The 20,089-nt window shown below is 44.6% G+C and carries 16 protein-coding genes; 9 read left to right on the top strand and 7 right to left on the bottom strand.

Features of this window, described 5'->3' with window-relative positions; translation table 11 throughout:
* Nucleotides 1-66 precede the first annotated feature (66 nt).
* A complete protein-coding gene (locus AC1DFM_RS00885) occupies nucleotides 67-720 on the top strand; it encodes an HD domain-containing protein (protein WP_477074838.1) in 654 nt (217 codons plus the stop codon).
* Nucleotides 721-761: 41 nt separating this feature from the next.
* Here AC1DFM_RS00885 and AC1DFM_RS00880 read toward each other — a convergent pair whose 3' ends face one another.
* Nucleotides 762-1,286: an acyl-CoA thioesterase gene (locus tag AC1DFM_RS00880; RefSeq protein ID WP_089893755.1), complete on the bottom strand. Its 525-nt coding sequence runs from the start codon at nucleotides 1,284-1,286 to the stop codon at nucleotides 762-764.
* Nucleotides 1,287-1,620: 334 nt separating this feature from the next.
* Between AC1DFM_RS00880 and AC1DFM_RS00875 the strand changes: the two genes are divergently transcribed.
* The 3 genes from AC1DFM_RS00875 (at nucleotide 1,621) to AC1DFM_RS00865 (ending at nucleotide 6,382) form a co-directional block, all read left to right on the top strand.
* Nucleotides 1,621-3,267 (top strand): CTP synthase, encoded by a 1,647-nt coding sequence (locus AC1DFM_RS00875; protein ID WP_477074837.1) that lies wholly within the window; start codon nucleotides 1,621-1,623, stop codon nucleotides 3,265-3,267.
* Between the two features lie 248 nt (nucleotides 3,268-3,515).
* The gene (yidC, locus tag AC1DFM_RS00870) at nucleotides 3,516-5,366 is read left to right on the top strand and encodes a membrane protein insertase YidC (RefSeq protein ID WP_477074836.1); all 1,851 of its coding nucleotides are present in this window, start codon (nucleotides 3,516-3,518) and stop codon (nucleotides 5,364-5,366) included.
* Nucleotides 5,367-5,449: 83 nt separating this feature from the next.
* Complete coding sequence (locus AC1DFM_RS00865; protein ID WP_477074835.1) at nucleotides 5,450-6,382, top strand: M20/M25/M40 family metallo-hydrolase; 933 nt, start codon at nucleotides 5,450-5,452, stop codon at nucleotides 6,380-6,382.
* On the opposite strand, the gene AC1DFM_RS00860 is transcribed toward AC1DFM_RS00865, so the two are convergent.
* The 5 genes from AC1DFM_RS00860 to AC1DFM_RS00840 form a co-directional block, all read right to left on the bottom strand.
* Nucleotides 6,379-6,999 carry a SprT-like domain-containing protein gene (locus tag AC1DFM_RS00860; protein ID WP_477074834.1) on the bottom strand — a complete coding sequence of 207 codons (621 nt, stop codon included), beginning with the start codon at nucleotides 6,997-6,999 and terminating at the stop codon, nucleotides 6,379-6,381. The genes AC1DFM_RS00865 and AC1DFM_RS00860 overlap by 4 nt on opposite strands.
* Before the next feature lie 5 nt (nucleotides 7,000-7,004).
* A complete protein-coding gene (locus AC1DFM_RS00855) occupies nucleotides 7,005-7,391 on the bottom strand; it encodes a hypothetical protein (protein ID WP_477074833.1) in 387 nt (128 codons plus the stop codon).
* On the bottom strand, nucleotides 7,384-7,608 hold the full coding sequence (locus AC1DFM_RS00850; protein WP_477074832.1) for an AtpZ/AtpI family protein: 225 nt from the start codon (nucleotides 7,606-7,608) through the stop codon (nucleotides 7,384-7,386). Before AC1DFM_RS00850 ends, AC1DFM_RS00855 begins: the two co-directional genes overlap by 8 nt.
* Nucleotides 7,577-7,996 (bottom strand): bactofilin family protein, encoded by a 420-nt coding sequence (locus tag AC1DFM_RS00845; RefSeq protein WP_477074831.1) that lies wholly within the window; start codon nucleotides 7,994-7,996, stop codon nucleotides 7,577-7,579. The genes AC1DFM_RS00850 and AC1DFM_RS00845 overlap by 32 nt, the downstream gene beginning before the upstream one ends.
* A gap of 136 nt (nucleotides 7,997-8,132) precedes the next feature.
* Nucleotides 8,133-8,537, bottom strand: a complete 405-nt coding sequence (locus tag AC1DFM_RS00840; protein WP_477074830.1) for a hypothetical protein — start codon at nucleotides 8,535-8,537, stop codon at nucleotides 8,133-8,135.
* A 255-nt stretch (nucleotides 8,538-8,792) separates the two neighbouring features.
* Between AC1DFM_RS00840 and porW the strand changes: the two genes are divergently transcribed.
* From porW to AC1DFM_RS00825, 3 genes are all read left to right on the top strand, one after another.
* Nucleotides 8,793-11,885, top strand: a complete 3,093-nt coding sequence (porW, locus tag AC1DFM_RS00835; protein ID WP_477074829.1) for a type IX secretion system periplasmic lipoprotein PorW/SprE — start codon at nucleotides 8,793-8,795, stop codon at nucleotides 11,883-11,885.
* A gap of 171 nt (nucleotides 11,886-12,056) precedes the next feature.
* Nucleotides 12,057-14,435 carry a transglycosylase domain-containing protein gene (locus AC1DFM_RS00830; protein WP_477074828.1) on the top strand — a complete coding sequence of 793 codons (2,379 nt, stop codon included), beginning with the start codon at nucleotides 12,057-12,059 and terminating at the stop codon, nucleotides 14,433-14,435.
* 235 nt (nucleotides 14,436-14,670) lie between these two features.
* Entirely contained in the window at nucleotides 14,671-15,834 is a 1,164-nt protein-coding gene (locus AC1DFM_RS00825; protein WP_477074827.1) for a thioredoxin family protein, read from the top strand.
* A 71-nt stretch (nucleotides 15,835-15,905) separates the two neighbouring features.
* Here AC1DFM_RS00825 and sucC read toward each other — a convergent pair whose 3' ends face one another.
* Nucleotides 15,906-17,120: an ADP-forming succinate--CoA ligase subunit beta gene (gene sucC / locus AC1DFM_RS00820; RefSeq protein WP_477074826.1), complete on the bottom strand. Its 1,215-nt coding sequence runs from the start codon at nucleotides 17,118-17,120 to the stop codon at nucleotides 15,906-15,908.
* Nucleotides 17,121-17,248: 128 nt separating this feature from the next.
* Between sucC and AC1DFM_RS00815 the strand changes: the two genes are divergently transcribed.
* Both AC1DFM_RS00815 and AC1DFM_RS00810 read left to right on the top strand, forming a co-directional pair.
* Nucleotides 17,249-18,070, top strand: a complete 822-nt coding sequence (locus tag AC1DFM_RS00815) for a purine-nucleoside phosphorylase (RefSeq protein WP_477074825.1) — start codon at nucleotides 17,249-17,251, stop codon at nucleotides 18,068-18,070.
* 19 nt (nucleotides 18,071-18,089) lie between these two features.
* The gene (locus AC1DFM_RS00810) at nucleotides 18,090-20,066 is read left to right on the top strand and encodes a putative porin (RefSeq protein ID WP_477074824.1); all 1,977 of its coding nucleotides are present in this window, start codon (nucleotides 18,090-18,092) and stop codon (nucleotides 20,064-20,066) included.
* Nucleotides 20,067-20,089: the final 23 nt, after the last annotated feature.

Below are 20,089 nucleotides of genomic sequence, written 5' to 3'. Positions count from 1 at the left end.
GCATACTGCAACAAGATTGTTTTTTCCAAATCAGAAGAGTGACGAAAATTAAATATTATTGTAGCTATGAATCATGAACAAATTATAGCTGCTACAGTAGATTATGTGAAGACGGAATTGGCAGGCGCAGAAGGAGGCCACGACTGGTGGCATATTTACAGAGTATGGCAACAGTCCAGACATATTGCGGCGAAAGAAACCGTGAATCAACTGGTGGTAGAGCTGGGGGCATTACTACATGACATAGCCGATTCGAAATTTCATAACGGCGATGAAAATATAGGACCCGCCAAGGCAGTGGCTTTCCTGCAATCACTGGAAGTGCCCGCCGATATTATCACGGCCGTAGAAAACATTATCCGTCATATTTCTTTTAAAGGCGGCAACCAGGAAGTAAAATACTATTCAATAGAACTGGCCGTGGTACAGGATGCGGATAGGCTCGATGCCATTGGTGCCATGGGAATTGCGCGGGCATTCAATTATGGTGGATTTAAAAACAGGGCCATCTATGATCCTGCTGTACAGCCTAACTTAAATATGACGAAGGAAGAATATAAAAATAGTACAGCGCCTACCATTACCCACTTTTATGAGAAGCTATTACTGCTGAAGGACAGAATGAATACAAACACCGGCAGGGAGTTGGCAGGAGAAAGGCACGCTTTTATGGAAGTTTTCCTGGAGCGTTTTTATAAAGAGTGGGAGGGAGAGATGTAAAAATATAAAAGAAAGATCCGCCCAGGGCGGATCTTTTACAACTAGATCTTTTCGAAGAACAGTGCTTTTAATTCATCTGCATCTTCCGGTTTCATTTTACCACCGAGTATCAACCGGAGCTGACGGCGGCGCAACGCACCTTCATATAATTTTTTTTCTTCTTCTGTATCAGTGATAATACCTGGTACCGGCCGGGAATTACCATTTGGATCGAGGGCTACAAATGTCATGAAAGCTTCATTGGATTTATAGCGGTACTGTTGCACAGGATCTTCTCCCCACACTCTCATATGTACTTCCATAGAAGTATTGAAGGCACGGCTTACTTTAGATTCAATATGTACCACATTGCCCAGCTTAATGGGATTTTCGAAAGATATGTTGTCTACGGAAGCAGTTACTACTGGCGCGCTACAGTGTTTCATGCAGGCCAGTGCCGCTGCGATGTCCATCCAGTACATCAAACGACCGCCCATCAGGTTGCCGAATGTATTGGTATCATTCGGTAAAACCAGTTCAGTCATTTGTATCAGCGAGTCTTGAGCTCTCTTTGGCGTTAAAGTCATCTTTTATGTATTTCGGACGCAAATTTACAGTATATATATTTATAGTAGTGTAACCATTTCCAGAACAATGCTACCAGATAAAGGTTTTTAACAAATAATTTCGTGTACTTGAAAATTCTTTAAAACGCCCTGTAGATAAGTGATGAGAGCCGAAGATATTCTCCCAAAAATTAACAAACAAATAAAGCGATTCGGTAAAAAACTTGGGAGCGACGCAAATTTGTGTAACTTTGCATGACCTTCGGAAGTTGTTTACTTGATCGGTTATACACCAAATGCAGTCCGGCACTTCCCCGTTTATAGGTCAAGTATTCTTAGCAGAATTTTAGTTTTTATGGCAAAATATATCTTCGTTACAGGAGGTGTTACTTCCTCTTTGGGTAAAGGAATTATAGCTGCCTCACTTGCAAAATTATTGCAGGCGCGCGGCTTTAGAGTGACTATTCAGAAATTTGATCCATATATCAATGTGGATCCGGGAACGTTAAACCCTTATGAACATGGCGAATGTTATGTAACGGAAGATGGCGCAGAGACCGATCTGGATCTTGGACACTATGAGCGTTTCTTGAATACGCCTACGTCTCAGGCCAATAATGTTACTACTGGTCGTATTTATCAAACAGTGATCAACAAGGAAAGAGAAGGTGCTTACCTGGGTAAAACCGTGCAGGTAATCCCTCACATTACAGACGAAATCAAACGTCGTATTCTCCTGTTGGGTAAAGATGGTAAGTTCGATATCGTGATTACTGAGCTGGGTGGTACCGTGGGTGATATTGAATCACTCCCTTACATTGAGGCAGTTCGTCAGTTACAATGGGAACTGGGAGAAGAAGATTGCCTGGTAGTGCACCTGACACTCATCCCGTACCTGCGTGCAGCCAAAGAGCTGAAAACCAAGCCAACACAACACTCTGTACGCCTCCTCAGCGAATATGGCGTTCATCCCGATATCATCGTTTGCCGTACAGAAGAACCGCTGTACCGCGATCTGAAGAAGAAAATCGCCCTGTTCTGTAATGTACAGGTAGATGCCGTTATTGAAGCCAATGACGTACCTACCATCTACGAAGTACCCCTGGAAATGATGCGCGAGAAACTGGATGTTTCCGTACTGAAAAGACTGGGATTACCCGTGGAAAAAGAACCAGAACTGATAAAATGGCGCGAATTCCTGGATAAGTTGAAATATCCTAAATCCAAGGTAACTATTGGTCTCATTGGTAAATATGTGGAATTACAGGATGCTTACAAATCTATCCTGGAATCCTTTATACACGCAGGTTCTCTGAACGAGTGCAAGGTAGTGGTACAAAATATCCACTCCGAACACCTCACACCGGAAAATGTATGCGAAAAACTGAAAAACCTCGATGGTCTCCTGGTAGCACCAGGCTTCGGTCACCGTGGTATTGAAGGTAAAATCACCGCTATCCAGTACGCCCGTGAAAACCAGCTGCCGTTCTTCGGTATCTGCCTGGGTATGCAGATGAGCGTGGTAGAATACGCCCGTAATGTACTCGGCTGGAAAGACGCACATTCCGTGGAAATGAACCCTGATACCGCTCACCCGGTTATCAACCTCATGGAAGAGCAGAAGAAAATAACTGCGAAAGGTGGTACCATGCGTTTGGGCGCCTATAGCTGTGAACTGACTCCTGGTTCCAAAGCGGAAGAAATATATGGTAAAACGTCTATCAGCGAAAGGCACCGTCACCGCTATGAGTTTAATAATGACTTCATTAAGGACTTTGAAGCAGCAGGACTGGTACTTTCCGGTAAAAACCCTGAAAGTGGTCTCGTTGAAATCGTAGAACTGCCGGAACATCCGTTCTTCGTGGGCGTACAATTCCATCCGGAACTGAAAAGCACCGTGGAAAGCCCTGCACCGGTATTCGTTTCCTTTATCAAAGCTGCCAAGCAATACGCGGAAAGCAAGAATGGTAAAGCGAAAATGGAAGAGTCCATCGCGAAATAGCTTTTAGCCATTAGCTGTTAGCTTTTAGCAGAAATGCAGCGGAGAACATATTATAAATGTTCATCTCCGCTGCATTTCTGCTAAAAGCTAACAGCTAATGGCTAAAAGCTCCACTGATCCTCAGTTATATACATATTTACACTACTTATTTATTATTTTAGCCGCAATTAACAGGGGTTTCACCTAAAAAGCATGGTCAATTCATAAAATCATGCTTACCTTTGCTGCCTAAATTTTAATTGCATTTCATGGACAGAAATTCGGTCATTGGGTTTTTACTGTTGGGCGTTTTGTTGGTAGGATACATATTCTTCAACCAGAAACAACAGGCAGGAGCCGCAAGGGAAAAAGCCAGGCAAGATTCCATAGCAGAACTTAATAAGCCTAAAACTACTCCGGCAGATACAGCTAGTCTTGCTGCTGTTGCAAATGGTGGCCAGCTGGATTCAGCACATCAGGCCATGTTGAGCGGAGAGTTCGGTACTTTTGCCGCTGCTGCTACTGGCAATGTGCAAACCTCCGTATTGGAAAACGATGTGGTGAAAATCACCTTCTCCAATAAAGGTGGACAACCATCTACTGTTCAACTGAAACAATACAAAACGTATGAAGGTGCTCCCCTGATGTTAGTGGAAGGTTCCTTCAACCGTTTATCTGTGGAAGTACCGGCCAGCGTAACCAAAGTACTGAACAGCGCTGACCTGTTCTTTACCGCCGGACAACCCCAGGAACTGGCAGGTGGCACTAAATCTATTACCTATCGCCTCAATACCAGCAATCCCGGCGCTTACCTGGAATTCATTTATTCCCTGAAATCAGGCAGCTACGTGGTAGATTATACCATTCACGCTGTTGGTATGCAAGGACTGCTCCCTGGCAATCAGAACTACCTGAACCTCCAATGGAACAGCCAGGAAGATAAACAAGAGCATGACATGCAGAATGAGCGCCTGAACAACCAGGTGCACTACATGGAAGAACATGATAAACACGATTACTTTACCCTGAACCGCACCAGCCACGAAAAACTGGACAAAAAGCTGAAATGGGTGAGCGTAAAACAACAGTTCTTCAATACTACCCTCATCGCTAAAAATGAACTTTTCAATAGTGTTGATGTAAATACCAAAGTACCGGAAAGTCCGAATATTGTAGGTCAAACTTTTACTACTATTCAGATTCCGTACAACCGTGCTAATGATTTCTCTTATCCGGTGGAAATTTATTATGGTCCTAACCATTATAAAACACTGAAGTCTTTTGATATTGGTTTGCAGAAAATCATCCCGCTGGGTACCGGTATCTTCGCTTTCGTGAAGTATGTGAACATCTTTATCATCATCCCGGTGTTTAACTTCCTGAGTGGATTTATCAGCAACTATGGTATCATCATCATTTTACTGACGCTGTTCATTCGTTTGCTGATTGCGCCTTTCACTTACCAGAGCTATGTATCTCAGGCTAAGATGAAAGTGCTGAAACCAGAAATTGATGCACTGAAAGCGAAGTTTGGTGACGATCAACAAGGTTTTGGTGTGGAGCAAATGAAGCTGTTTAAGAGCGCTGGTGTAAACCCACTGGGCGGATGTTTACCAGCTTTATTACAGTTACCGATCCTGGTAGCGATGTATAGCTTCTTCCCATCCTCCATTGAATTACGTCAGGAAAGCTTCCTGTGGGCAAAGGATTTATCTACTTATGATTCTATCCTGAACCTGCCATTCAACATACCTTTCTATGGTAACCACATCAGCTTGTTCACCATCCTGATGACCATTACCAGCTTGATCCTGGCCTTCTACAACCGTGGTATGACCGATCAGAGCAACCCGGTAATGAAGTACATGCCGTATGTAATGCCAATCATGTTGTTGGGTATCTTCAACCGTCTGGCAGCGGCCCTCACCTTCTACTACTTCTTATCTAACGTTATCAGTATCCTGTTGCAGTTTGTGATTCAGAAGTTTATCATCAACCATGATAAAATTCACGCACAAATCCAGGAAAATAAGAAGAAGCCGAAGAGCAAATCCAAATGGCAGGAAAAACTGGAAGAAGTCCAGAAACGCCAGCAGGATATGCAGCAGAAGAAAAAATAGGATTAATACAATCAGAACAATTCAAACATAATTTTTAGCAGAAGGCTTCCCCATCAGGAAGCCTTCTCTATTTTTGATCCGATATGAAGAAGAGTTGGTTATTATTTATATGCGCCGCAGGTATCAGTGCCAGCGCATACGCACAGGATACCATTCCTGATGCTGCCCGGATTCAGGGCATCGTGAATTATCTGGCCTCAGATAAGCTGAAGGGCCGGGGTACTGCTGAGAAAGGCGGTATGAAAGCCAGTCGCTATGTGGCGAAACAGTTTAAAAAACTGGGGCTGAAAACCGTGAATGGCGGCAGCTATTTCCAGGATTTCACGTTCGACCGGAAGGCCCATAAAAATATTCCCAGCCGTAACGTGATCGGCTTCCTGGATAACGGTGCCGCCCGTACGATTATCATTGGCGCCCACTATGATCACCTGGGAACGGCTGCCTTATTTGATGGCAAATATCCTATCGGGGAAATTCATAACGGGGCAGATGATAATGCTTCTGGTGTAGCTGGTTTGCTGGAATTAGCGCGTCATTACGGAAAAAATGGACAAAAAGAGCCGTTTAATTTTCTGTTCATCGCCTTTGGGGGAGAAGAGTTAGGCTTACAGGGATCTAAGTATTACACGGATCATCCATTGATGCCTTTGAACCAGGTGCATTTCATGCTCAATATGGATATGATTGGCCGCTATAATCCGGAGCGGGGTATTGGCATTGGTGGTCATAGTAGTGCGGCAGAATGGCCGGCTATTTTCAAAGATGTACAGCAGCCGGGTATTAAGTTTTTTACAGATGGCGCTGGCAAAGGGGCTTCAGATCATCATAATTTTTACGTGAATGGAGTACCGGTAATGTTCTTCCATACAGGTGGGCACGATGATTATCACAAGCCTACGGATGATGCGCCTAAGTTACAGGCCAAATCAGAAGCTGCCATTCTTCAATTGGAAATTCAGCTGATTAACCGCGCCATGGCGTATCCAGCATTACAGTATGTAGGGGAGAAGTCTTAGGCAAGGAGTTCCACTTCATAAACGGGACTAAACAGATACCATCTGTTAGACGCTACCTCTTCACAGCGGTAGCGTTTTCTTATTTTTTCACCCCGCCGGAATACGCGTCCGTCCTTGGTTTTGAACAAACCGTTTAAAGGAACCTGTTCTACAAAGAAGTGATTTTCTTTTTGCCGGTCGTAATTTTTTAATACCCGCATGAGGTTTTCATCGGCGCAGGAACTGGCAGCGGGGTTGGTCATACTCTGACGTACTGCCGTTTCCACGTCTGGTGGCAACAGGTTTTTACCTACAAATTCATGTAGAATCCAGGCGAATTCCTGTTTCCATTCTTTACCATGGGAGGCTACGCGGTTGGCGTATTTGTTAAAAGTAGTCAGGTGAGCGATTTCGTGTAAAAGCGTCAGCAGGAAGGCGTATTTATTCAACGAGCCATTGATGCTGATGCGGTGGCCTTTACCTTGTCCGTCTGGATGACGGTAGTCGCCAAGTATACTGGACCGTTCTTTGGTAACGGTAAGATGTACCTTATAGGTAACCAGGAAATCCATGACCTGTCCGAAGGTGCCTTCGGGTAAGTAGGACGCTAAAGCATTCAGGGGCGCCTCTTTTTTCAAATAGATTACTTTTTTAGCCTTGTCAGCCGGAAAAGGCTGAGTGTTTCAAATACAGTATACACCAGGTACAGGAACAACAGCATGAAAATAGTCAATTTGCTGACATTGGGCTTATACATAAGCACATATACAACAACACCTATTACGCAAAGAAAGAGTTTAATAAGGGTGGCGCCGTAAACGGCCCGGATAAATGCATTATGGTTGGAGGAAGCGAGTCCCTGGCGACTCACCAGGTAAGACACCAGGGAAATAACAGCCATAATCAGGTTACCGGCCATGAGCACATTTACATGTGTGCCGAGGTCCAGCAACCTGGGTTTGAATATGATAAAAAGTCCGTTAATAATGCCAAAAACTGCAAATAGCCGTATAAAAAATCTATCACTCATGCCGTCGGGTATCTTTTATAATTTGCCACAAAAGTATGGCTAATGCAACTAAAGAAAAAATGATAAGGAATACAGGGAACCGCCAGCCAATCCACTGGTCTAGTTTGTACCCTGCAAACACACCCAACCCGAGGGTGGCCATCATCTGAAAGGCCAACCCGGCGTAGCGAAATAATACGTTACGGTTATTCTGCTTCCTGGAGGACGGATTTTCCATGTTTCTGATTATCTGGCTGCTGATCGTCCATGTAGCAACGGCCATTGAATTTAGCTGAAGGCTCCATTTCGAAATGAGCAGTGTACACATCGCCTTTTACTAAAGCATTTCCTTTAAGGAACAATAATTCCTCTACCTTGATAATACCGGTAACTTTACCCAGGATATCTGCGCTCTGACATACCAGATCGCCCACAATATCACCTTCCGGACCTACCACAATCTTTGCTTTGGTAGATACCAGCCCGTTTACCTGACCATCAATTCTAATGTCGCCATCACACACAATATCCCCCTGGATAGTAGTGCCAGTGCCTATAATGTTTACTGTAGAGGTAGGCAACATAGATTTACTGTCACCTTTCGATTTCTGATTGCTATTAAACATAGGGAGTTAGGTTTTTCAAGTTTAGTGATGTAATATAATTAAAATATCAAATATTTTGGTTTTTATGTACTTAGATATCTCAATCCACATGCACATGAACTATTCACGTTGATAATTAAATACTTAAATAATAAAGTTAGTAGGTACTGTTATCTACAGTTGGCACTTTTAACATGGTGGTATCCAGTTTCCCGGTAAACTCCCCATTGATCACCTGTTTAATATTTTTCAGGTATTGATCACGGGCATTAATGGCTGTTTCTAATGAGTCTGTCCGCATTTTGAGACGGATAAATTCCTTACGTTGCTTCAGGTCTCCATAGCCGGGTATATAATAACGCAACGGCGTAAATACCACGGTAGCTACTGTAATAGCGACAAGTAATACAAACAGGGTACTGAAAGCTATATACACGCTCATACGGGAGAGTTTGAACGATGTCACTTCTTCATAGGTATCATCATTCATAATTACCAAACGGTACTTATGACTGAGTTTCTCCAGGTTTCTTCTATTGTTTTTATTCCCCTTCTTGGCCATGTTTGTGGTACTTAACGAAAATTAAGGCGGGCTAAAGTTAATCAATATTTTTAAAGCAGAAAGTGGAAAGCACAAAGCAAAAAGCTATAGTAACTGGTGATGATGGCAATTTAAATCTTTAATATTCGCTTATTTCGCTCACCACAATTGCTTTTTGCTTTGTGCTTTCGGTTTTCTGCTAAAAAATTATCCTATCTTTAAAATATTTTTTCAAACAGTAAGTTATATATATTTAGCCTATACACCCTGGCATCCATGAATTGCATCAAACTGCTACTTAAATATCTGGGAATTAGTACATTATCATTTTGCCTGGGTTTGCCGGCGGTCTGGGCACAGAATAGGCCGAGAAATCAATCGCAGCAATATAATTCTCAGAGTCAAAACCCCGATAATCAACAACAGCAACAGCGCCCTGTTGCCAAACCCCTTTTTAAACCAAAGGAACCTCGCATACAGGATCGGCGTCCGCCATCTGAAGTGATGCTCGAGAAGAAGAAATGGACCTGGAAACGGCAGTTTTTCCAGAATATGGCTACGCGCTTTAACTATTACTTCCACGCCAAACAAAAACTCGACCGGGTAGTCAGAACCGCTAACCGCGATGGCCAGGATAACTATAACACCCTGCTACCTTTCTATCCATATAGCCTGCAAAGCCAGGGTTTCAGCAAAGGAGAACTGGATTCCGTGATCGATAAAACCACCATGGGCATCCAATTGCATGACCCCCGTGGTAAATGGATAGACGACTGCTTCCTGCTCATGGGCCGTGCCTACTTTTACGAAGGCGACCTCGATAATGCCAATAAAACATTCCAATATATCAACATCAAGTTCGCCCCCAAGCAGAAGTCGGAGTACAAAACCGTAGTGGGCGCCCGCGAAAATGACCAGATATCCATTGCCACCCGTGAAAAAAGAAAGGGCTTCTTTGGACGCCTGAAACACACCAGGGCGCGTAACGACGCATTCCTCTGGCGTGCCAGAACATTGCTCGAGGAAAAAGAATACGATGAAGTACAGGCACTCCTGAACCTGCTCAATAACGACCCGAACTTCCCGCACCGCCTCGAGGGCGACCTCGCAGAAGTACGCGCCTATGGCAATTATATCCAGAAAAGATATCCCGAAACAATTGATCCCCTGAAACAGGCGATTGATAAAAGTAACAACCGGGTAGCCAGGGCCAGGATGTCATTTATCCTCGGACAACTCTATGTACAGCAACACAACGCAGATTCCGCATTGGAGCGCTTCCGCGATGTGATTGGCATGAAACCCGATCCCATGATGGACTTCCAGGCCCGGATTCAGATTGCCAAAACCAATGCACAAACCACCGGTGACATCGCCAAAAGCATCGCCGGCCTGCATCATATGCTGAGAAAACAACGGTTTTCCCGGTTCAAAGATGGGATCTATTATACCATGGGTACCCTCATGTATCCCAAAGACCCGGACGCAGCCATCGGCTACATGAAGCAATCACTGAAAGCACCCAGTGATAACCTCATGCAACGCACCATTACCTATAAAGGCATCGCTGATATTTACTACGATCAACGCAATTACCTGAATGCGAAAAAATATTACGACAGCACCGCCGGCGTGATGACCAAAGACTTCATGGATGCAGCTACCGTAAATATCAGGAAGGAAGTGCTGTCAGATGTAGTAGCCAAGCTGGAAACCATTCATAGAGAAGATAGTCTGCAGAAAATCGCGACCATGTCGCCTGCAGACCGGAATATATTCCTGACGAAAATGGCCGCAGTATTGAAAAATGAAGCAGCCGACCGGAAAAAGAAGGAAAAGCTGGAGGCAGCCAATCCGCTGGATGCGGCTTCTATGGGCCTAAACCCAGGAGGCGCCTATGGACCTAAAGAGGAAAAAGGAGATTGGTATTTTTATAATCAAGGTAGCAAATCTGCCGGTTACTCCGAGTTTAAACGCAGGTGGGGTAATCGTCAACCCGGTGATAACTGGCGCAGAAGCCAGAACGGTGTGGTGAATGCGACAAATAGCAATGCACCCATTGAGATAGTGGATGAAAGCAAAACCAGCGCCACCAAAGGCGTTTCTCCGGATAGCGTGAGTGTGGATCTGCTGGCAGCCGGGCTGCCATTGACACCGGAAAAACTGGATGCCTCCCAAAAGGCGGTAAAAGAAGCCTGGTTTGACCTCGGTAAGCTTTATCACGATAAACTGGAAAACTATCCACTGGCCATAGAAACTTATGACTCGCTGTTGCTCCTTTTCCCGGATCATCCGCGGAAGCCGGAAGTACTGTATTCTCTCTACATCTGGAACAGTAAACTGAATCGCACTGCACAGGCGAGCCAGTTTAAAACCATGGTACTTAACCAATACGGCAATACGAACTTCGCAGATATTATCCGTTCCGGTGGATTGAATAATGACGTGGATATCGCCAAAAAGAAACAGATCAGTGCGGCCTACGATTCCGCTTATACCGCTTTCCGGAATGGCGACTATGCAGGCGCTATGGCCATCAAGCACCAGGCCGACAGCTCTTTTGGTTTTAATTTCCTGAAGCCTAAATTCGATTTGCTGGAAGCAATGCTGATTGTGAAAACCGATACAGCATTTGCCACAGATTCTCTGCAATTATCGCGCAAAGCAGTACAGGCGGTGCTGACCAAATACGCCGCTGATGAGCCGATCCGCTTGCAGGCCCAGACCCTGATGGATGCCTTGGATCATCGCGCAGAACTGACCAATTACCTTGCTAAACTGGAAGTCCGGAAGAAAGACGCCAACGGACAACTGTTGGATGAAAATATCACCATGCGTTATCCGTGGCAAAATCCGCAGCCCGTGTTTGCCGACAAGGTAACCACCGCCGCCGCAAAAGCACCTGTTGATTCGTCCAAAATAACGGCTGGTATGGTAGGCCAGTTACCTAAGCCCATTGTGCCGGTGGCTCCGTCAAAGCCGGTAACGCCGTATAAAGTAAGCCCTGACAACCCTTATTTTGTGGTGCTGTCCTTTGACCGGGTGTCCAAAGAGCTGATGGATGAAGGATTGAATCAATTTACCCGCTATAACTCTACCAAACATGCGGCGGATAAAATTGAGGTGGGCAGCTTTGTGCTGACCCCCAATGATGTGATGCTCATTTTCAGGATATTCCCCAATGAAGACAAAGCACTGGAATACTTCGATGAAATCAGGGATGCTGCCGCGGCTAGTATTATACCCAAAATCCGGCCTACAGAATACCATTTCTTCGTTATTTCGAGAGACAACTTTATTTTGTTGAACAGCACCAAAGACCTTACTGGATACCGTAAGTTTTTTACAGAAACTTATGTGACCCAGTAAGTATGTTTGGAAATTTAAATAGCTTTGTCGGTCAAACTCTTATAAACAGGCTTGTTTATTGCAGTTGAAGTTTATTGAAAAATTTACATATATAGCCAACAGATAGTAATAAATTGCCATTTCTTTGACAGGAATTTGGCAATTTGGCCATAAAACAAATTATATAAGCGCATGAAAAAATCGGTGAAAATATTGTGGCGGGTGGCTTTTGGATTCTTAGCATTACTTGTTCTCTTTGTTTTACTCATTAACTTCCGTGTGATAGGCAGCATGCCGTCTATGGAAGAACTGGAAAATCCCCGTGCCGCGCTGGCTGCAGAAGTGATCGCGGATGATGGTACCATTTTGGGCAAATACTATCAGGTAGATCGTTCCAGCAGCGATTACAACGAGATTTCCAAAAACGTGATCAACGCGCTGATTGCAACAGAAGAAACCAGGTTTTACGATAACTCCGGTATTGACGCTAAAGGCACACTGGCCATCCCTTTTTATCTGATGATTGGTAAAAAGCGTGGTTCCAGTACTATCACCCAACAGCTGGCCCTGAACCTGCGGGCAGATAACCAGGGTAAACAACGCTCCAACAATCCCATAGGCCGTGCATTTCAGAAAGTACAGGAGTGGATTATTGCCGTGAAGCTGGAAAGAAACTTTACCAAACAGGAAATCCTGACCCTCTATCTTAATACCGTAGCTTTTGGTGATAACGTATATGGTATTGAAAACGGGGCCAGAACATTTTTTAGTAAAGATGCCGGCCATTTGTCGATAGAGGAAGCTGCTATTCTGGTGGGAATGCTCAAAGGAAACACCATCTATAATCCCCGTCGTAATCCAAAGGACGCGCTCATACGGCGTAATCAGGTGATCGACAATATGCAGAAAGCCGGATTTATTACACCAGCAGAAGCTGCATCCGCTCAAAGTAAGCCGATTGTATTACACTATAATAAAATTGACCACAATAAAGGACTGGCGCCTTATTTCCGCGAAGTATTGCGGGATGAGCTGAAATCATGGTGTAAAAACCATAAAAAAGCAGATGGCCATGAATACAACCTTTACCGTGATGGATTGAAGATATATACCACCATCAACCCAAGGATGCAGCTGTACGCAGAAGAAGCCGTGGCTAAACACCTGGCCGTTCTGCAAAAGTCGCTCAGCGCCCAAAATGATGTAAAAACAGGCAATATTTGGAAGAAATGGCCCAAATTCCTGGATCAATACATGAAAGAGTCAGACCGGTACAAGTCGTTGAAAGAAGATGAGGTGGATGATTCTACCATCGCCCGGATCTTCAACACACCTACCCGCATGAAGGTGTTTGGATGGAGAAGTTCCACTGAACCGGATCTGAACGAAATTGATACGGTAATGACCCCGCTGGATTCTATTAAGTACACCCGTGCTATTTTGCAGGCAGGGTTTATGGCCATGGACCCGGAAAGTGGCGAAGTGAAAGCATGGGTAGGCGGACCAGACTTCCGTTATTTCAAGAACGACCACGTGGCTAAAACACGCCGTCAGGTGGGTTCCACCTTTAAACCATTCCTGTATTGCTTTGCAATTATGAATGGTATGTCGCCTAATACCGTACTGCCTAATGAACCCATTAATATCAACGGCTGGACCCCTCATAACTCAGAAGGTAGCACCGGTGGTAGTATTACCATGGCAGGCGCTTTGGCGAAATCCCTCAACCTGGTAGCGGCTTACCTCATTAAACAGATCGGCGCTAAACCATTTGCCGATTTTGCTAAGAATAAAGTAGGCTTCAGCAGCGACATTCCGGCTTATCCGGCCATCGCATTGGGCGCTGTGGAGATCTCACTTTATGAGTTGTTGCAGGGTTATACCATGTTCCCGGCCAGAGGTATCAATACTAAACCTATTTACATCACCCGTATAGAAGACAGAAATGGTAATATCCTCGAAACATTTGCACCGGTAAAGCGTGAAGTGATCAGTGAAAAAGAAGCTTACACCATGGTGAAAATGATGGAAGGCGTAGTAGCTCCGGGTGGTACAGGTGCGCGTATCCGTTCCCGTTATAACATTCAGGGCGAAATAGCCGGTAAAACTGGTACCACCAACGATAACACCGATGGTTGGTTTATGGGTTATACTCCGAAAATCCTGGCAGGCGCCTGGGTAGGTTGTGAAAATAACTTTATCCACTTCAGCACCACGGCCATTGGACAGGGTGCCAATACGGGTCTGCCTATCTGGGCATATTTCATGCAGAAAGTATATGCAGATCCAACACTGAAAGTCAGTTCCAGCGATCACTTCCCGGTTCCTGCTAACATGAGTGAGGATGATATCTACATGAACTATGATTCTAACGTGAAACCAGGTGCAGAGTCAGAAAATGTAGGAAATGGATCAGCAGATGATTACGGCTCCGGCGATGCCAGTGATTATGCAACGCCAGGTGCGGATAAACCGGAAGCAACGCCAGCTGCGCCCGCTCCTAAACCAAAAGAAGAGCAGAAAGACAAGCCTAAGGCTACGATGCCTGCTCCGCCTAAAAAGAACGACTAATTTATTAAGCCGAAAGCAAAAAGCAGAAAGCAAAAAGCTATTGTAGCGAGTGATAATCGCGGATATTAATTCGCTTTGATTATCACTCGCTACAATAGCTTTTTGCTTTCTGCTTTTTGCTTTCGGCTTATATAACCGCTTATATATTTTATTGGCCAGTAAACAAACTGCAGTAGGGATTACCATCTTGTTTATTAGTTTCACGTTACCAAACCAAACCATTAAAAAAAGTATCATGAAGTATGCATTAAAAGCCCTGCTATTGGCGGGCCTGTTGCCCTTTGCCGCCCTGGCACAGGATAGCACCCAATTTATCAAAGGCTCGTGGAAAGAGCTGACCGCCAAAGCAAAAAAAGAACACAAACCCATTTTTATTGACACCTACTTTGAAGGTTGCCATGCCTGTAAAGACATGGAGGTCAAAGTATTTCCGCGCCCGGAGGTGAAAAAATACATGGAGGAAAACTTTGTATGCACCGGCTACGATGTATTTAAAGAAGAATTCGGAAAAGAACTGTGCGCCAAGTATTTCATGACCGGATTCCCCACCTATCTTATTATTTCCGGTGATGGTAAGCTGATTAGCACCAGCTGCGGTTACAAGGAAGTACCAGACTTTTTGAAATTTCTGCAAGACTGTACCAATCAGTATAAAGCAGGCGCCTCATTGGCAGGTTTCGGCAATAGTCTGAAGAGAGATGATCCGGAATTCTACAATGCTTTTTTCTTCGCGAAGGATCGCAAATATCCTGAGGCCGAAGCAGTCACTAAATACCTGTTGAGCCAGCAGGATTTTTATAAAGAGTCTGTGTTTAAGGCAATGCAGGTAGTAGGAAAACTACCGGATACCTACCGCGAATTTTATCTCAAAAATAAAACTACCTACGAGGCGCGTTTTGGTAAAATGTTGGCAGATAATATCTTCAAAAAACTGCTGAAACAGGATATAGCGGCCTTGCCTAAGGAATACGATGCATCCGCATTGGACGCTTTTTTAAAGAAGCAACAGGGTGTTTATAATGCAGGAGACTGGCACGAGGCCGAGATGTATTATGCAGAAAACTATCTCTTTAAAACCTGTAAAAATGCTAAAGCGTTCCTGGAGTTTGCGATTGCACACCATGACCGTGATGACAACCGGGTTCGTTATATGGCTTTCTATATGTATAGTGACATGGACAAAGATCCTGCGCTGAAAGATTTATATATCAAATGGGCGGAGTCTGCGCTTACGGAAGCTTCTAATCTGGAGGCCCTGAATTCAGTAGCTTATATGTGTGTGGCAAGAAATCGCAAAGATCTGGCAAAGACCTATTTTACGTGGCTGATATCCAAAGCGAAAACAATGGGTCAGTCGGCAGATGGATATGAAGGGGAGCTGGCGAAGCTGAACAGCTAAACCGGATGCTATAAAAAAGGGCCGCTACGCATTATGCGTGGCGGCCTTTTCTATATCGTGAATGCACTTAATTATGCACTTACTGCTTTGTTTACCAGTGCAGCAGCTTCGCTCAGGAGGATAGCTGACTGTACTTTCAGACCGCTTTGTTCGATCAGTGCTTTTGCTTCAGCAGCGTTAGTACCTTGTAAACGAACAATGATAGGAACGTTGATGTTGCCAATAGACTGGTAAGCATCAATTACACCCTGTGCCACACGGTCGCAACGAACAATACCACCGAAGATATTGATCAGGATTGCTTTTACCTTAGGATCTTTCAGGATGATACGGAAACCTGCTTCTACAGTTTGTGCATTGGCAGTACCGCCTACGTCCAGGAAGTTAGCTGGTTCACCGCCGCTCAGTTTAATCATATCCATGGTAGCCATGGCCAAACCAGCGCCATTTACCATACAACCTACGTTACCATCCAGTTTTACGAAGTTGAGGTTGAATTTGCTGGCTTCTACTTCAGTAGGATCTTCTTCTGAAATATCGCGCAGTGCTTCCAGGTCAGGATGACGCATCAGGGAGTTATCATCCAGGTTTACTTTCGCATCAACGGCAATGATTTTCTCGTCGCTGGTTTTGAACAGTGGGTTAATTTCCAGCATGCTGCAATCCAGTCCTACGTATGCGTTATAGAGGTTGGTAACAAATTTCACCATGTTTTTGAACGCTTCACCGCTTAAACCGAAGTTGAAAGCAATGTTACGTGCCTGGAAAGGCTGCAGGGTCATATTTGGTTTTACCCACTCTTTGAATATTTTTTCCGGAGTGCTGTGTGCTACTTCTTCGATATCCATACCGCCTTCAGTGGAATACATGATAACGTTCTGGCTTTTAGCACGATCCAGCAGGATAGACAAGTAGAATTCTTTTACCGGGTTAGCGCCTGGATAGTAAACATCCTGTGCTACCAGCACTTTATTTACCAGTTTACCAGCTTCGCCGGTTTGGATGGTTACCAGGGTACCTCCCAATATATTGCCAGCTATGGTTTTGATATCTTCAGCATTTTTTCCTACGGCCACACCTCTTTGTTCGGTACCACGGATCTTACCTTTTCCGCGTCCACCTGCGTGAATCTGGGCTTTAACAACGGCAAATTCATTACCAAATTGCACTTTCAGCTGCTTGTATGCTTCCGCAGCCGCTTCAGGGGTATCCACCGGGATGCCTTCCTGTACCGGTACATTATATTTTTTCAACAGTTCTTTAGCCTGGTACTCGTGTAAGTTCATCGGAATAAAATTTGCCGCTAAATTAGGTCATTATGTTTTAAATATAAAACTGCAGTCATTTGTGAATTAAAAAATAACTTTGCGCGGGTTTGTTTTTTAAATCCGACTTTTAAATAATGTATAAACAGATGAGTGAACTAACAGCAAAGATCACAGCAGCGGGAGAATATATCAGTAAATTCTGGCAGGATAAGCCGGTAGCCGGCATTATACTCGGCAGCGGACTCGGTAACCTGGCAGCGGAAATAGACAATAGCGTGGAAATTCCTTACAGCGATATCCCTCATTTTCCTGAATCTACCGTAGAAGGGCATTCGGGTAAATTAATCCTGGGATACATGCAGGGTAAGCCGGTTGTGGCTATGGCAGGGCGTTTTCACTTTTATGAAGGATTTTCCATGCAGCAGGTCACTTTTCCTGTTCGGGTGATGAAAGCGCTGGGCATCCATACATTATTTATCTCCAATGCCGCCGGAGGCATGAATCCTGCCTTTAATGTAGGGGATCTGATGATTATCCGGGATCATATCAATCTGCAGCCGGAACATCCGCTGCGTGGCAAAAATGAAGATGCGCTGGGCCCCCGTTTCCCGGATATGAGCGAACCTTACGCCAAATCACTGATCGAATCCGCTTATAAAATTGCTGCTGCCAACAATATATCTTTGCATACCGGCGTATATGTAGGCGTGCAGGGCCCTACCTTTGAAACCAGGGCAGAATACAAGTACATGCATATCATAGGAGGCGATGCTGTAGGGATGAGTACCGTACCTGAAGTAATTGTAGCGGCACATGCCGGCCTGAAAGTATTTGCCATGAGTGTGATTACCGATATCGGTATCCGGGAAGAAGAGAATGTGATTACCCATGACGAAGTACTGGCAGCTGCCAAAGCAGCAGAACCTAAGCTTACGCTTATCTTTAGTGAATTAATCCGGCAACTATAAACGCTTTTGTTACTTTCGGATGAGGCAAATTTTCATTTTCATAGCCCTGCTGTTTTTTTGCGGGAATCAGGTTCAGGCCCAGTTTAACTCCGGCCGCTTCGGCAATATGGGCGGCGGTGGAGGCGGTAACAGCAAAATGCAGCGGGATACCGGAAAGCATGAACACGAGCTGGATACCATCACCCTGACCTATAAACTGCTCGGCGACCCGGTATATTATAGAATAGATTCTTCTGTAGCTGACTTCCAGTCAAATTACCTCCGCGTACCTTCCAATTACGTGACACTCGGTAACACGGGGAATGCAGAATACAACATTATCTATACACCACTCATGAAACCCGGATTTGACGCCGGTTTTCACTCATATGACATCTATTCCAACACCCATAAGGACGCGAAGTTTTATTATACCACCCGCCCTTATACGGAGTTGCAATACCTGGTAGGTAGCAAACAGGAACAGGTAATCGGGCTATCGCATACACAAAACCGGACCGAACGCTTCAACTTTGCTTTCGACTACCGCAAAATAAATGCGCCCGGATATTATCGTACCCAAAATACCAACCACGATATTTACCGGTTTACCGCCCGTTATCAGAGCAAAAACAAACGTGCGCATACCTACTTCAGCTTCTACTATAATAAGATCAATGGAGGGGAGAATGGAGGGCTTAGATACGATTCCCTGTTAAAGAACCCGGACTATAAACAACGTAAAAGCTTGCCGGTAAACCTGGGTACGGACGCTTCTCAAACCTACTCCTTCTTTGGAGGTGGTACACTGCCTGTGAAATCCAGCTACCGGGAAACCGGATTGCTCATTCAACAGCAGTACGACTGGGGCCGTGGCGATAGTATTCATGTAAACGATACCCTGGATATTTATAAGTATGATCCGGTATTCCGCGTGCAATACACGTTTAATTACCAGAACGACGACTACGGCTTCATTGATAGTCAACCGGATACTGCTTTCTATAGCAAACATTACAATTTTGTTCCGGGCGATACCGTCAATGCGCAGCATAAGTGGAAAATGATTTCCAATGATCTGTCGTTGATACAGTTCCCGGTACGTGGCAATCAGGCTCACTTTATTAATCTGGGCGCCCGGTTTGAAAGTATAACAGGCACCTTCCTGGATGCCAATATTAATTTCAGCAACCTGGCCGTACATGGAGAATATCGTAACAGAACCCGTAACCAGAAATGGGATTTCTCTGCCAAAGGAGAGTTTTATGTCGTGGGGCAAAATATTGGTGATTACGGTATATATGGTAGTTTGAGCCGGCACATTAATGATCTTTTGGGAGATGTACAACTGTCGGTGAACAACGTAAACCGCGAACCATCCTACGTGTACAAGTATTTTAACAGTAACCAGGATGCGTGGTATAATACCTCCCTGGCCAAGCAAAATACGACGCAACTGCAATTTGCCTCTGTTAATACGAAGTTGAAATACACCCTGGCAGTGAATTATTTCCTTTTCACAAACTATACTTATTTCAAGGATTATTATCACAGTGAACAGTATGGCTCCCTGTTCAACCTGCTGCAGGTAACGTTCAGCAAGAAATTTGTAGTAGCGCCATTTGCCTGGTACCTGGATATTGCTTTCCAACAATTGCACGGCAATGGCCCGCTCAATGTACCTACTATCTGGACACGTAACCGCTTTGCTTTTGAAAAGAAACTGTATACGAACCTGAACCTCATCACTGGTCTGGAATTCCGTTATAATACCAGCTATTATGCGGATGACTATTCCCCGCTGACAGGCCAGTTCATTTACCAGAAAACACAAAAGATCAGCAATACGTTGCCGGATATGGCTGCATTTGCCAATTTCCGTATCAAATCCTTCTCTGCCTATGTCAGAGCAGAAAACTTAAATACCTTCTTTGCCAATAACAACTACGCTGCACCGTTGTATCCTTTAAACAACTTTGCCTTCAGGGTGGGGCTGCGGTGGTGGTTTATTAATTAAACTGAAAGCATAAAGCTATTGAG

The sequence above is a fragment of the Chitinophaga sp. 05T412 genome, from assembly GCF_056396465.1.
This window is presented reverse-complemented; position numbering and strand designations above follow the sequence as displayed.

Coding starts and splice junctions, on each gene's coding strand:
- AC1DFM_RS00810 (WP_477074824.1), top strand. CDS start 18,090: ATGAGGCAAATTTTCATTTTCATAGCCCTGCTGTTTTTTTGCGGGAAT.
- AC1DFM_RS00855 (WP_477074833.1), bottom strand. CDS start 7,391: ATGAGTGATAGATTTTTTATACGGCTATTTGCAGTTTTTGGCATTATT.
- AC1DFM_RS00840 (WP_477074830.1), bottom strand. CDS start 8,537: ATGGCCAAGAAGGGGAATAAAAACAATAGAAGAAACCTGGAGAAACTC.
- sucC (WP_477074826.1), bottom strand. CDS start 17,120: ATGAACTTACACGAGTACCAGGCTAAAGAACTGTTGAAAAAATATAAT.
- AC1DFM_RS00815 (WP_477074825.1), top strand. CDS start 17,249: ATGAGTGAACTAACAGCAAAGATCACAGCAGCGGGAGAATATATCAGT.
- AC1DFM_RS00830 (WP_477074828.1), top strand. CDS start 12,057: ATGAAAAAATCGGTGAAAATATTGTGGCGGGTGGCTTTTGGATTCTTA.
- AC1DFM_RS00885 (WP_477074838.1), top strand. CDS start 67: ATGAATCATGAACAAATTATAGCTGCTACAGTAGATTATGTGAAGACG.
- yidC (WP_477074836.1), top strand. CDS start 3,516: ATGGACAGAAATTCGGTCATTGGGTTTTTACTGTTGGGCGTTTTGTTG.
- AC1DFM_RS00880 (WP_089893755.1), bottom strand. CDS start 1,286: ATGACTTTAACGCCAAAGAGAGCTCAAGACTCGCTGATACAAATGACT.
- porW (WP_477074829.1), top strand. CDS start 8,793: ATGAATTGCATCAAACTGCTACTTAAATATCTGGGAATTAGTACATTA.
- AC1DFM_RS00845 (WP_477074831.1), bottom strand. CDS start 7,996: ATGTTTAATAGCAATCAGAAATCGAAAGGTGACAGTAAATCTATGTTG.
- AC1DFM_RS00850 (WP_477074832.1), bottom strand. CDS start 7,608: ATGGAAAATCCGTCCTCCAGGAAGCAGAATAACCGTAACGTATTATTT.
- AC1DFM_RS00825 (WP_477074827.1), top strand. CDS start 14,671: ATGAAGTATGCATTAAAAGCCCTGCTATTGGCGGGCCTGTTGCCCTTT.
- AC1DFM_RS00875 (WP_477074837.1), top strand. CDS start 1,621: ATGGCAAAATATATCTTCGTTACAGGAGGTGTTACTTCCTCTTTGGGT.
- AC1DFM_RS00865 (WP_477074835.1), top strand. CDS start 5,450: ATGAAGAAGAGTTGGTTATTATTTATATGCGCCGCAGGTATCAGTGCC.